Source organism: Bacillus sp. P14.5, from assembly GCF_003316765.1.
Taxonomy (GTDB): Bacteria; Bacillota; Bacilli; order Bacillales; family Bacillaceae_B; genus Rossellomorea.
On the sequence record NZ_NIJF01000070.1, the window covers coordinates 66,487 to 79,996 of the forward strand.

Consider the following 13,510-nt stretch of genomic DNA (forward strand, 5'->3'; position numbering starts at 1 on the left):
TCAAGCTGATGAGAGTTTTCAAAATTCAACCAATATGTACTACAGGTATATTATGGCATGATTTTTTGTTTCTGCCATAGTTTTTATGAGTTTATACCTATTTGATTTGCAAGCTATGGAAGCCGTTGCTGTTGGCAATCAAATTATCATCTCATATCTCACATGAAACTCACCCTCTCATGTATCCACCTTCCCGCCTTGGATACATATCTCACCGGAAACTCACCCTCTTATGTATCCACCTCCCCGCTTTGGATACATATCTCACCGGAAACTCACCTACTCATGTATCCACCTTCCTGCCGTGGATACATATCTCACCGGAAACTCACCTACTCATGTACCCACCTTCCGTCGTGGAGACATATCTCTCCTAAAACTCACCCTCTTATGTATCCACCTCCCCGCTTTGGATACATATCTCGCCGGAAACTCACCTACTCATGTATCCACCTTCCCGCCTTGGATACATATCTCACCGGACACTCACCCACTCATGTATCCACCTTCCCGCTGTGAATACATATCTCACCGGACACTCACCCTCTTATGTATCCACCTTCCCGCTGTGAATACATATCTCACCTGAAACTTACCAACTTATGTATCCACCTTCCCCGCTTTGGATACATATCTCACCGGAAACTCACCCACTTATGTACCCACCTCCCCGCTTTGGATACATATCTCGCCGGAAACTCACCTACTCATGTACCCACCTCCCCGCTTTGGATACATATCTCACCGGACACTCACCCACTTATGTATCCACCTCCCCGCCCTGGAGACATATCTTACCTAAAACTCACCCTCTCATGTATCCACCTACCCCCCGTGGATACATATCTCACTGGAAACTCACCCTCTTATGTATCCACCTCCCCGCCGTGGAGACATATCTCACCTAAAACTCACCCACTTATGTACCCACCTCCCATCTATGGCTACATAACTTACCTTAAACCAATCAACTCATGTACCACCTGCAAACCACGAGTAATCCAGGCTTAACCTCCGTCACCAGAAACACCGCCCCTATTCAAAATACACGGTAAAAATGAACAAAAACCAGGCAGCTGGTCCAACCTGCTGCCTGGTTTTCCTTATACCGTTTCTTCAAATATTGGTTCTGCATTCTTCAGCTTTTCGACTTTTTCCTCTATGCCGCTGTCTGCATTGATGTAGATCCTGTAAGTATCGTTACCGAGCATTCCCATGAATTCGTAGCACAACACTTCTTCGTTCAGATCATTTACAATGACAGCCAGCCTGTCTTCCATTATCTTCACCTTAGGATTAATCTTACCCTCCGCGTCGCTCTTGCTGATCTTCGGTTCTGGGATTTCCCTATCCTGATGGTTTTTCAGGAATTCCTCCGCTGCAAAGCCGATTACCTGTCCATTATCTAGTGCCACCTTCAGTTTCAATGCATCAGGATATACGCGGACCCCGTCAATAATGGTGACAAAGGTAAACGTTCCGACATTGTCATATTGGGCACTTTCAAACAATTCCATATCCTTAAATTCATTTTCTTTAAGGAACGTTACTGCTTTATTTGCCCCCTCATTCAAACCGATATTGTTTTCTTTTACTTCCCGGTTATGAATGAAGTAAATCGGATAACCGCCCTTTTTGGTCACATCCATACTTGCTTCGCTGTCGGTATTTTCCAAAGAAACGCTGTAAAAGCCAAAGTTTGATCCTTTACCATTTTCGGTTACTTTTACTTCTTTTACATTTTTGATTTTTGTATATTTCTTCATGATGTCGACCGCTTTTTCTTTAGAGATCGTTTCACCCTTAAGGTTCTTGTAATCATCATTTCTCTTTTGAGTGTTGACGAAGGTAGGACCGCCAAAGTTGGCTTCGTCATACCCATCCACTGTCTTTTCGACCGTCTTGAAGCCATCGATGATTGTATTATCCGCTTGTTCTTCCCCCGCAGCAAGTGCCATCTCGACATCCATCCAGCGAAGGTTGTTCTTGATGACGAGATGCTGAACGTTTCTCAGTTCATTTTGGATATCAGCGCTTTGTTCATAAAGCTTTTGCAGGCTATTGTATTCTTCATCAGACAAAGGCTCTTTTTCCAGATCTCTGACTGCTGCCCTGTAACTGAAATCACCAATATTGGCCAAGAATTCTTCTGTTTTGTTGAAAGGAAGCAGGGTAAGAGGGAGTTGGCCGACATCACTATGTGCCTGGGAAGTCAGCCTCCATACATCTGCAAGTTCCGGCGAGAGTGAATTTCTTGAATTCATCGCAAGAGTTGCCCCGATTTTATCATGCAAAAGATCCATTTGGTAGGTCAACTCGTGGAATGCTCGCTGATAATTATTCTCCGCGTTGATGAGGATGGCGTTTTTCTCTTGATGTTCCTGATATCCCCAATAAGCTGTTCCTGCTACTCCTATCGTCAGAACTGCAATCAATATACCTCGTATCAATTCTATTCACCTCTCTAGTTACAGAATATGTGTTTACCGATTTTTTTGATTTGAGGTCTTGTCCAAATCCATTTGCTTGTTGCTGTTACAGGGTTAAAGTAATACTGTGCGTTTTCCGAAGGATCCCATCCCTGAATGGCATCCATGACTGCCTCTTTAGCTTTCTCATTGGGTGTCAGCCAGATTTGTCCATCTGCTACTGCAGTAAAGGCCCCCGGTTCAAAAATTACACCTGATACCGTGTTAGGAAAAGAAGGGCTGTCGATTCTATTCAGAATGACCGCAGCAACCGCAACCTGTCCTTCATAAGGTTCACCCCTGGCCTCACCATAAACCGCATTGGCCATGAGCTGGATATCATTTTGCGAGAACCCGTTCGGCATATTGACAGCAGTCGGCTGCTTAGGCTGTTCTGCTTCCTGGGGAGGGTTATCTTGTTTTGCGGGTGAACCGCCACCAGCATTGCCGCCCTCCGATTGTTTCGATAAATCGGTTCCACCGTAATGGCTGAAATCCTTACCTTGGTTAATTTGTTTTTTGACAAACTCTTTATTATATTTAGATGCTTTTACAAGTTTATCTTTTGTTTCCTGCCCGGCAAGACCATCAATAGGCAAACCGAATTCATACTGAAAATTTCTTAGAGCCCAGTATGTACCCCAGCCAAACACTCCATCGATATTCCCATTGTAGTAACCAATGTATTGCAAGCGGGATTGAAGTTCGATTACATCCTCGCCGGTTGCTCCTTTTTGGATCACCTGATTGGAAAATGCCCCTGCGTGGTCAATTTCATCCCTGAATGATAAAGTTGTTAATATAAGCACCATAAACAGAAAGACCGTTAACAACTTGATGTGTTTTTTCATCATACTACCCTCCAAATCTTGTATTAACATTGAATCTAGTTTCTGTAGTAAAACCCATTTTATACATACTGAGGATTTCAATTTACGATTAGGAAGGATCAGGAAAAAAGGCGGCATCAAAAAGGCCCCCAATTCAGTTGATTCTGAATGAGAGGCCTATATTGAAATCTTCTTATTGATATTTTCCTGGTCATAATGCGAGGTGGTCATGCGGTGCGCACTCTTGATTTTCCTGATACCGGTCCACCATAGAAACAACATGAACGGAATCATATAGAAAATCCAATTCCTTCCCGAACTAAGGATGAAATCATATGTTCCATGTAAAAGGAATGGAAGAAAGAATGCAATGAAGATGCTTTTCAATTTCATCTTTTCGCCTGCAAACTTGGCTTTGCCGAGATAATAGCCCATGACTACTCCAAACAACGCATGGGCAGACACAGGAAGCAGCGCCCTGCCAATGGCAAATTCAACTCCATGGGCAATCAAATATAAGATGTTTTCAACTGTAGCGAAGCCGAGAGAGACACTTGCTCCATAAATGATTCCATCGTATGGATCATTAAACTCCACATGCTGAAATACTGCAAAAAACAAGATGAACCACTTAAAGAATTCTTCCAAAAGTCCTGCGGAAAAATAGGCATGAATCCATGGTGAAGTTATGACGGCCTCAGCCTGCAATACATATTGAAGGAACATGAGGGGAAAAGTCAGGATCGCACCATACATAAAGGTCTTAATGATGAAGGAGACGGGTTCTGACTCAAATTCATCACGCAGATAGAAATAGCTGAGCAGTGCCAGCCCCGGTGCAAAACCAGCTGATAAAATCACCAGCATATAATTTGTCCTCTTTTCTTTCTGTTTTCTTAATCGTATCATGTAGAGGGAAGAAAGAAAATATCCGATTGCAATTACGTTAGTATATTCGAAGGAGTTGAAGCTTATCTATGAAAAAGCAAATATTAGTCATACATACCGGCGGGACTATATCCATGATGGAAGATGAAGTAACAGGTTCTGTTCAGCCAAGTGAAGAAAACCCTTTGTCAGCTCATTCTTCATCCCTTGGCCAGCTTGCAGACATAACAGTTAAAGAGGCTTTTCACCTGCCTTCCCCTCACATAACACCCGATCATATGCTTCAATTGAAAAAAATTATTGAAGAAGAATACACGAAAGAAAAAATTCAGGGAGTTGTCATCACCCATGGAACAGATACGCTTGAGGAGACAGCTTATTTTCTTGATTTAACGGTCGATTTACCTATTTCCATTGTCGTAACCGGCGCCATGCGTTCAAGCAATGAAATCGGAGCCGATGGACTCTATAACCTTCTTTCATCCATAAAGGTCGCATCCAATGAAGATTCTGCTGATAAAGGGGTCCTTGTGGTTCTGAATGATGAAATCCATTCTGCCAAAAATGTTACTAAAACTCATACAAGCAATGTTTCCACCTTCCAGAGCCCGCAATATGGCCCTATAGGAATTGTTACCAAACGCGGAGTGATTTTTCACCATAAGCCTACCTCTCTCGAGAAGTATTCAGTGAAATCTGTTTCAAAAAACATCGCGCTGATTAAAGCACATGCAGGCATGGATTCAGCCCTGCTTTTCGCATTAAAGGAATTGCATTTCGATGGTGTCATCATTGAGGCACTGGGTCAGGGAAATCTTCCTCCAGGTGCTGTAGAGGGTGTGGAATCTCTTCTCAATTCAACTATCCCTGTTGTACTTGTGTCTAGATGCTTTAACGGAATCGCTCAGGATATTTATGGATATGCGGGGGGAGGAAAACAACTGAAAGAAATGGGTGTTATCTTTTCGAATGGCTTAAATGGCCAAAAAGCCCGAATGAAGCTTCTTGTAGCCCTTTCAGCTGCCAATGAACCAGACTTAAAGGAACTTGAGGAGATATTTAAAAACTGAAAGCATTCAAAAGGCCGAAAACGGCAATCCGTTTTTCGGCCTTTTATCAAACATTCTTTATCGCCTCTGCTATCAGCCCGCCATGAAACCGTCCGTTTTCAATGAAAATTTCATTCGCATTGTTTCCCGCAGCAATGACACCGGCAATGAAAATCCCTCTTACGTTCGTTTCCATGGTCTCAGGATCAAATTCCGGCCTGCCCGTTCCTGGATCGATGTTAACGCCCATTTTTGAAAGAAACGAATGGTCAGGATGATATCCGATCATCGCGAAAACAAAATCATTTTTTATTTCCTTTTCTTCACCTGGAACCGTATAAACCACTTTATCAGAGGTGACCGATAAAACTTTGGCTTCAAACTCCATCATGACTTTACCGCTTTTAACCAAAGCTTCGAATTCCGGCAGAATCCAAGGCTTAATACTGCTGGAATAATCACTTCCCCTATAAAGGACTGTTACGCGCGCACCTGCTTTTTCCAATTCAATGGCAGCATCAACTGCTGAATTTTTTCCTCCAATGACTGTCACATCAGTATCGAAATAAGGATGGGCTTCTTTGAAATAATGGTGAACCTTTTCAAGGTCTCCTCCCGGTACATTCAAAGTATTAGGATGATCATAATACCCAGTCGCAATGATGACCTTCCCTGTTTCATACTCTTCTTTAGACGTCTTAACAGAAAACCGGTCTGCATCCAGTTTGGCAACACTCTTCACTTCTTCAAACCTGTTTATCCTTAAATCATGCATCTTTGCTACTTCGCGATAATAGACCAATGCCTGATTACGTTTTGGTTTATGCTGTTCAATTATAAAAGGTATATTTCCGATTGACAATTTCTCACTTGAACTGAAAAATGTCTGATGGGTAGGATAATTGTAAATGGCATTGACGACATTGCCTTTTTCAATAATTAACGGTTCGATTCCAATCTTTTTCAGTTCAATGGCCGCCGATAATCCGCAAGGTCCTCCTCCGACTATAATGCACTCTTCTTGTCTCATTGCCTTCACTCCTCTTGGGATGCTTTTCATTTATCTATATCATGTCTTATTTACACGATTAAAACCACAGCGTAAGCGCCCTGGGCAGCCCCGACAGGCAAATGTTCCTCAGAGAAAAAAAGGCGGTCTTCCCTTTTATTCTCTGAGGGTTATTTGACCCCGAGGGGCTAAGTCCGTTCCAGGGGGTACGGACCTTCGGGCGCTGAAGCTGGACGAGAATAACTTAGTTCAATCCATAAAGGTTGATTGTATCATTTCTTTTTTAAAAATTCTCCTACCATAATATGATAGGAGAATTTCGGTAAGTATGCAAAACATTGAGTGTCCCAGAGTATTTTTTATATTCTCACACTAAACCCAGGAACATTAGGGCGTGAAAATAGATGAGCTTCCTGTCGTAAAGCAATAAAAAAGGAACGGAGAAATGGCATTTTTACACAACTAGCCAGAAAATAGCGAAATAACAAGTCCTGAAATTAATTTAGTAACTATCGGAAAAAATAAGGGGAATTTTTACCGTTAATTGCAGGTTTGGGAGGGTTTTGATGGTGAATAAGGGGAATTTTTCCCCTTATTTAAAGAAAAAGCACTTATTTTCTAGTGTTTGAGTCAAATAAGGGGAATTCTTCCCTCTATTTAAAGCTATTTTCAATGCTTTATATTAATTAAGGGGAAATTTTCCCTCTATTTAATATAGCTCAAGCCCCTTTTATCCTTCAGGCAAACGTTCTATTGCCTGCCGGGGCTGACCAAGGTGCTTCCACTTTATATAAGGCTCTTTTCGTAAACTTTGTTGCTATTTGTTACTAATTCCGAAAAAGTAACCCTATTAAGAGGGGTAAATCTGGGAACACCGAAAAGAAAAGAGCTACTATCCCCCGATAAAAGATAAAACTCTTAGTATCCGGGGAAAAATCCGGTTCTTGGGATTTTTCCGAAAGCAACAATATATGCGAAAACAGCCTTATATAAAGACAAAGCTAAGGAGGCTCACCGCCCGCCCTCGCAGCCGCGAAATTGGAGAGAAAATCCATTACTCTTATACAGCAATCATAAAACAATCACTGCGAAAAGAACTTCTTATTAAATGGGTCTTTTCATAACTTTGTTGCTCTTTAGAATTCTGTAAGATAACCTCATAATTCAGCGAAGACATCAATGTAAGCAGAGCTAGAAAGCAGCTGCTCCCTCCGATTAGGGAGAAAAGCTTTGGTATCCGGGGGAACCCCCGGTATAGCCATGGATTTTCAGGACCACGAAAAAAGGATGCCCATTAAAGACATCCTCCCTCATTCTAATTAAATCCAGCCCCTGAATCTGCTGGCTTCTGCCATTTTTCGAACGCCGACCATGTAAGCTGCCAGCCTCATGTCCACTCGGCGGGTTTGGGCAGCTTCATATACATTGTTGAAGGAAGCTACAAGAATCCTTTCAAGCTTCTCCTCGACTTCTTCTTCCGTCCAATAGTAACCTTGATTGTTTTGTACCCACTCAAAATAGGAAACCGTCACTCCGCCGGAAGATGCCAGTACATCGGGTACCAGCAGGATATCACGTTCAGTGAGGATCTTGGTAGCTTCGAGTGTAGTAGGACCGTTTGCCGCTTCCACAACAATGCTCGCACGAATATTTGCAGCGTTTTCTTCTGTGATCTGGTTCTCGATTGCTGCAGGGACCAGGATATCACAATCAAGTTCCAGCAATTCTTTATTGGTTATAGTATTATTGAAAAGTTTCGTAACCGTTCCAAAGCTGTCCCGTCTATCCAGTAAATAATCAATGTCCAACCCATTTGGATCATGGAGGCCGCCATAAGCATCTGAGATACCGATGACTTTTGCTCCTGCATCATGCATGAACTTCGCCAGAAAACTGCCAGCATTCCCGAATCCTTGAACGACGACTCTCGCCCCTTCAATATCGATGCCTTTTTTCTTGGCTGCTTCTCTGATACATATGGTAACACCTTTAGCAGTTGCCGTTTCGCGTCCGTGAGAACCGCCAAGGACAAGCGGCTTTCCTGTAATGAAACCAGGCGAGTTGAATTCATCGATACGGCTGTACTCGTCCATCATCCAAGCCATGATTTGTGAGTTGGTGAAAACGTCAGGAGCTGGAATGTCTTTAGTAGGACCTACGATCTGGCTGATTGCACGGACATATCCCCTGCTCAGCCTTTCCAATTCCCTGAATGACATGTCTCGAGGGTCGCAAATAATACCGCCTTTCCCTCCGCCATATGGAAGGTCGACAATTCCACACTTTAAGCTCATCCAGATGGAAAGTGCTTTTACTTCTTTTTCAGTCACATTAGGATGGAAGCGGATTCCGCCTTTGGTTGGGCCGACCGCATCATTATGTTGAGCACGATAACCAGTAAATACTTTTATTTTTCCATCGTCCATTCGGACTGGTATTTTAACTGTAAGCATTCTCACAGGCTCTTTAAGAAGCTCGAATACTTCATCTGAATATCCCAATTTTTCCAGAGCCAGCTTAATTACGGTTTGAGTCGATTTAAGTACATCGTTTTTATCTTCAGGATTGCTGCTTGCTGCATCTTTCTCGGCTACCATTAGTAAACCTCCCAGTTTGTTCACTGTATTTCGGAAACGTGTCCGCCTTTACAAGCAATAGTATACACGTTAGATATGGTGTTGCAAAGATACTAAAATAAAAAAAGTTGGATTTGATGAAAACGCTGTCATTCTTTATATATTCCTTTTCTGTCTGTTCCTTCTTCCATTAGTTTTTTACCCGAATGAGCATTACATATTCATAAAAATATGCCTTTCTGCAGTAATTGGCTTATCTTCTCCCCTAATCAGCTATACATGCCTCAGTCGCAGCCACTCAGTTGGTGGTATTTTACATCCTTAATCTTCTACCTTAAGTAAAGGCATACATGGAAAAAGGAGGCTCTGCTGCCTGCCTCCTGAATGTCTAGCTGTGAAAATATCGGGCTAAAGTTTCCTTGCATGTTTTGTCTATGATGTTAGTTCCATATTCCTTCAATGTATGAATTGTTTCACTTGCCTTTTCTCCATATTCACCAGCCAGGGAAGACAACCTTTCGCTTCCTCCCTTAACCTCTAAGAAATATTTATCATCCTTGGAATATAGAGATATTTCCTCATAATCTCCGGTTAAAAGCCGGTAAGTAAAGGCCAAAACATCGTCAAACAGCTGAAATTCTAATAACAGAAGACCATCATCCACTATTTCTATTGCCTTAAAAGGATCATCTTCAAAGAACCCTTCTTCACTCAGCGTCAATATAAGGACCATCTCTCTTGAGTTGACTGAATTAATTTCAACTGTGACAGTGCTTTCTAGATCGATTCCATATTCATTGTACATTTCATCCATCAAATCTTCGAAAAATTCATGCCAGACCAATGAGTCTTTCCATTGGTCATCCTCAAGTATTCCCTTTGTTTCCAGTTCTGCGATACTTATCGAAAACTTTACTGTATTACTGGATAACCTCTCAAGCTTCATCTTCCCGCCCCCTGAGTATGAATGGTTACCAACATACTATGTTAGAGGAAAAAGAAGGTTCGGCAAATCGTCTGGTGGTGTCTTTCCTGCTATTCACTTTTATATAAAATGGACTTTGACCTGATTTGGAGCTGGCAAAATTCAAAATCTTCCGCAGGAGTTGTATCAAATCAAAACCACCAGTGAGAACTGGTGGTTTGCTCTGCGGCTTGAATCCTTTCTTACCGGTCCCTGCGATTTCATCAGCGATTTATCCCCATGAAAAAAACTGTAGGAAATAAGGGAAGAAATTCCGCTTATTTTAAAAGGCTGATTTCGGATTGATTGTTGCTTTCGGAAAAATCCCAAGAACCGGATTTTTCCCCGGATATGAAGGATTTCCTCTATAAACGGAGGGTGTAGCTCTTTTCTTTCTTGCTTACCAGGATTTTTCGGGGGGAATTACGGCATTATTTTCCGAATTACATGTTAAATAGCGACAAAGTTTACGAAAAGAGCCTTTTAAAAAGAGTATTAGAAACAGCTAAATTAAGCGGAGAAATTCCGCTTATTTGCTAAAAAGATATGAAAAGGGTCCATTTAGCAGTGCTTAAGCGGAAAAATTCCGCTTATCTACCCCATATCGAATGCAGTTTTACAGCTTAGCCGGAAAAATTCCGCTTATTTAAGATTATTCATTTCCTTCTCAGGTAAACCGACTGCTTGAATGGTAAGAAGTGTTAGGGCAACCTGCTTATCCCCTCATGAAGGCCGATTTCAATACCTCGCTGGAAGACCCGGCATTGCAAGAGGTTTTCAAGACCATCAAAAAAACGGCTCAAACGAAAAAACGTTTGAGCCGGCCGTCCCTTGTTATAGATAGGACTTGAGCCAGGTATCCCAATCTTCTTTACTTGATCCTACCAGGTTATCCTTATAGGCTTCCTTCAAGCGTTGAGGCAATGAATTGACTGCAAGCCCGCCGATCCCCACATGCAAGAAATCCTTTGAGTTCTGCAGCTCATCAATGACGCCAAGAGTTTGATCGATATTTTCCCTCATTGTACAGGACAGAAACAAAAATCGCGGCTGAACGATGTCGATGACTACTTCTATGTCTTCTTCCTTGATACTCGCACCAAGGTATATCACTTCAAAGCCTTTCCTTCTGACATACAGCGTGAATACAAGCAAACCCAATTCATGGTGTTCACCTGGCCCGCATACTGCGACGACTTTCGGAAGCAGCCCATTATGCGGGAAGGTCTGCATGAGAGTAGAAATACGCGCCCTTAAGACAGCAGTGGCAAAATGTTCATGGGCAGTCGTGATTTGATTGTGCTCCCACAAATCTCCAATCCTGACAAGCAAAGTTCCTAAAACATCAATGACCACTTTATCGATCGTATACATTGAAAACGCCCTGTTCATTAACTGATGGGCCTTGGTTTCATCGAATTTAAGCAGCGACTGCAGCAATTCTTCCGTTAAGCCATCCAGGCGATTTCCGGTGGGATTTTCGCTTTCCAATTCCTCGACAAGTCCCTGCTTGTCCAGAAGCGAAACCGCCTGGCTGATGGTAAAGCCCTGTTCCACTTTGGAAACGAGCCACTTCAATATCTTCAAGTGTTCCTCTGAATATAGCCGGTGTCCGGATTCATTCCGGACAGGGGCTATCATTTTATATCTTCTCTCCCAAGCCCTTAATGTGCCAGGCTGGATTCCGAGCATTTTGGAAATAGCTTTAATATTATATTTTCCTTCGGATTGGTTTGTCATTTAAAATCCTCCAAATGTCCCATGTATTAAAATTATAATGGAGTGATTTACAGCTGTAAAATTAAAGTACTCCTCAAACTCTCTATCATTTTCCTTTTATTGTAATTAAATGGGTTTCCGGCGGTGCCCCAAGACGGAGCGGCAAGGCTGTAGTACCATAACCATTGCTGACAAGAACGGTCGTTCCAGCTACATTGCTCCAACCACCTTTTTGATACATTCCAAAGCCAAAGACCCGGATTTGTCCTCCATGAGTATGTCCGCTCAGCATTAAGCTAATATGATGTTCCTTACTTAATTTCTTTATTGTGTCTGGATTGTGGGCCAAAAGGATTCTGAATGATTTTGGAGGTACACTCATAAACGCTTTTTCCACATTATCCCTTCCTAAACTGAGGTCTTCCGTACCGACCAGCGCGATAGGATGACTATGGCCAGCCTCAATCAATACAGATGAATTTTCCAGCAAGATGACATCCATCTCTCTCAAAAAATTGCCAAAGCTCTCTAAGCCTGCTTCGTAATCATTGTTCCCCCATATGAAGTATACAGGTCCAAGTCTTTTTAGTTTATGAATATTTTTGCTGACTTGAGGAAAGGAAACTCCTTTTTCTGTCAGGTCTCCCCCGATAACAACTATATCCGCTTTACCCTCAGCCTTCTCGATGATACTGTCGTGAATAATACGTCTGTGAACATCCGATATAAAGAAGATACAGAGCTGCCGGGCATTCTCTGGATAATCTTCAAAGTATAGTTCTTTTATATTTACTTTATTTATAAACGCTTCTCTCAACATATATAATAGCAGCAAGAAGCCGCATCCCAAGACAAATCCTAACACCTTTACCATGGAGCCCTCCTGCTCTCTGAAAAATCTATAGAAAGCATACCATAAATCAAGGCAGAACATAAGAATATGATTGTTTGCCATATTCCGATTGTGCTCAGAAAGTAGATTCCGGCAATATGAATCGGAATGGCCAGAATCTCCTGGGAATACTCTCCATGAAAAAAAGCTGCGAGCAACAGGGCCTCTTTTTTGATCAGGTCTGCGCTAATAATTAGACCTGACATAAAGGCAAGTGAAGACGCAAAGAACTGAATAGGGTTTAATACCAACTTGACGATTATATCCGATATGCTCAATAACTCTATAACAGGACACCACTTAATGAATAGATACCCTGTTATGAAGGACATACAAATTTTAAGTATATTAAACAGCAAAAAAATCCCTCCCATAAAATATATGAGAGGGATTTTTAATTAATGAACTCAGTCTTCGTGAATATCTAAAATGCGGAAGCCTGATTTCTCCAGCTTTTTCAAAAACTTATCGATATTGTCTTTCTTTTCGATCTTCAATACTATTCTTCTTAGCAGTTTGTCCGTCGCATCAAAGGTAACTAATGAAATAACGGATTCATGATGCTGCTGGATAATTTCGCCTAAACGGGCAATCCGGCCTTCTGTTTCTACAGAGGTAAAGGCTATCCTGATTCCTTCGCGGTGCATACCGAAAGCGCTCTGGAACTGTTCAAGGATATCAAAACGGGTGACAAGCCCGAGGAATTTTCTCTCCTCATCCACCACCGACAAAATCGGGAAATCCTGTAATTCAAGCAGCGTCTTCTCGAATATTTCATCACCGACCAAATACTTATCCTTGTGAGTGACAATATCTTTTACAAGGGTTTCTTTTACAAAATCCGCTTTAAGCTTTTCCGAAGAGAAAAAGCTTTGATAAATATGATATCGTGTAACAACTCCTGCATATTTTTCTCCTGCCAGGACTGGAACACCGTCAATTTGATGATGTTCCAGCACGTCCAATGCTTTTTCCACAGAATCGTTTTCCTGAACCACATAGCATTTGTGTTTTGGAATCATCGCACTTTTCACAAACATCCTTATCACCCCATTAAAATTAACTATATTATTATAATTCATCATACACAAGGTAAATACCTGCTTTTTAATAAA

The 13,510-nt window shown here is 41.9% G+C and carries 11 protein-coding genes; 1 reads left to right on the forward strand and 10 read right to left on the reverse strand.

The window, feature by feature from the left end:
• Positions 1-1,103: 1,103 nt before the first annotated feature.
• The 3 genes from ypeB to prsW all read right to left on the reverse strand — a co-directional run bounded on the left by ypeB (position 1,104) and on the right by prsW (position 4,165).
• Positions 1,104-2,450: a germination protein YpeB gene (ypeB, locus tag B9Z54_RS12245; protein ID WP_113928668.1), complete on the reverse strand. Its 1,347-nt coding sequence runs from the start codon at positions 2,448-2,450 to the stop codon at positions 1,104-1,106.
• A 14-nt stretch (positions 2,451-2,464) separates the two neighbouring features.
• A complete protein-coding gene (gene sleB / locus B9Z54_RS12250) occupies positions 2,465-3,280 on the reverse strand; it encodes a spore cortex-lytic enzyme (protein WP_240189906.1) in 816 nt (271 codons plus the stop codon).
• Positions 3,281-3,475: 195 nt separating this feature from the next.
• The gene (gene prsW, locus B9Z54_RS12255) at positions 3,476-4,165 is read right to left on the reverse strand and encodes a glutamic-type intramembrane protease PrsW (RefSeq protein ID WP_113928670.1); all 690 of its coding nucleotides are present in this window, start codon (positions 4,163-4,165) and stop codon (positions 3,476-3,478) included.
• Positions 4,166-4,275: 110 nt separating this feature from the next.
• On the opposite strand from prsW, the gene B9Z54_RS12260 reads away from it, so the two are divergent.
• On the forward strand, positions 4,276-5,256 hold the full coding sequence (locus B9Z54_RS12260; protein WP_113928671.1) for an asparaginase: 981 nt from the start codon (positions 4,276-4,278) through the stop codon (positions 5,254-5,256).
• 46 nt (positions 5,257-5,302) lie between these two features.
• Here B9Z54_RS12260 and B9Z54_RS12265 read toward each other — a convergent pair whose 3' ends face one another.
• The 7 genes from B9Z54_RS12265 to B9Z54_RS12305 form a co-directional block, all read right to left on the reverse strand.
• Positions 5,303-6,265 carry a YpdA family putative bacillithiol disulfide reductase gene (locus tag B9Z54_RS12265; protein ID WP_113928672.1) on the reverse strand — a complete coding sequence of 321 codons (963 nt, stop codon included), beginning with the start codon at positions 6,263-6,265 and terminating at the stop codon, positions 5,303-5,305.
• A gap of 1,298 nt (positions 6,266-7,563) precedes the next feature.
• Complete coding sequence (locus B9Z54_RS12275) at positions 7,564-8,841, reverse strand: Glu/Leu/Phe/Val family dehydrogenase (RefSeq protein WP_113928673.1); 1,278 nt, start codon at positions 8,839-8,841, stop codon at positions 7,564-7,566.
• Positions 8,842-9,208: 367 nt separating this feature from the next.
• On the reverse strand, positions 9,209-9,766 hold the full coding sequence (locus B9Z54_RS12280) for an adaptor protein MecA (RefSeq protein WP_113928674.1): 558 nt from the start codon (positions 9,764-9,766) through the stop codon (positions 9,209-9,211).
• Positions 9,767-10,618: 852 nt separating this feature from the next.
• Complete coding sequence (locus B9Z54_RS12290; RefSeq protein WP_113928676.1) at positions 10,619-11,524, reverse strand: MerR family transcriptional regulator; 906 nt, start codon at positions 11,522-11,524, stop codon at positions 10,619-10,621.
• A gap of 85 nt (positions 11,525-11,609) precedes the next feature.
• Positions 11,610-12,377: a metallophosphoesterase gene (locus tag B9Z54_RS12295; protein WP_113928677.1), complete on the reverse strand. Its 768-nt coding sequence runs from the start codon at positions 12,375-12,377 to the stop codon at positions 11,610-11,612.
• Positions 12,371-12,754 (reverse strand): hypothetical protein, encoded by a 384-nt coding sequence (locus B9Z54_RS12300; RefSeq protein ID WP_113928678.1) that lies wholly within the window; start codon positions 12,752-12,754, stop codon positions 12,371-12,373. The genes B9Z54_RS12295 and B9Z54_RS12300 overlap by 7 nt, the downstream gene beginning before the upstream one ends.
• A gap of 48 nt (positions 12,755-12,802) precedes the next feature.
• Positions 12,803-13,435: a CBS domain-containing protein gene (locus B9Z54_RS12305; protein WP_113928679.1), complete on the reverse strand. Its 633-nt coding sequence runs from the start codon at positions 13,433-13,435 to the stop codon at positions 12,803-12,805.
• Positions 13,436-13,510 lie beyond the last annotated feature (75 nt).

Coding starts and splice junctions, on each gene's coding strand:
- sleB (WP_240189906.1), bottom strand. CDS start 3,280: ATGGTGCTTATATTAACAACTTTATCATTCAGGGATGAAATTGACCAC.
- B9Z54_RS12295 (WP_113928677.1), bottom strand. CDS start 12,377: ATGGTAAAGGTGTTAGGATTTGTCTTGGGATGCGGCTTCTTGCTGCTA.
- B9Z54_RS12280 (WP_113928674.1), bottom strand. CDS start 9,766: ATGAAGCTTGAGAGGTTATCCAGTAATACAGTAAAGTTTTCGATAAGT.
- B9Z54_RS12260 (WP_113928671.1), top strand. CDS start 4,276: ATGAAAAAGCAAATATTAGTCATACATACCGGCGGGACTATATCCATG.
- B9Z54_RS12265 (WP_113928672.1), bottom strand. CDS start 6,265: ATGAGACAAGAAGAGTGCATTATAGTCGGAGGAGGACCTTGCGGATTA.
- B9Z54_RS12305 (WP_113928679.1), bottom strand. CDS start 13,435: ATGTTTGTGAAAAGTGCGATGATTCCAAAACACAAATGCTATGTGGTT.
- B9Z54_RS12290 (WP_113928676.1), bottom strand. CDS start 11,524: ATGACAAACCAATCCGAAGGAAAATATAATATTAAAGCTATTTCCAAA.
- B9Z54_RS12275 (WP_113928673.1), bottom strand. CDS start 8,841: ATGGTAGCCGAGAAAGATGCAGCAAGCAGCAATCCTGAAGATAAAAAC.
- prsW (WP_113928670.1), bottom strand. CDS start 4,165: ATGCTGGTGATTTTATCAGCTGGTTTTGCACCGGGGCTGGCACTGCTC.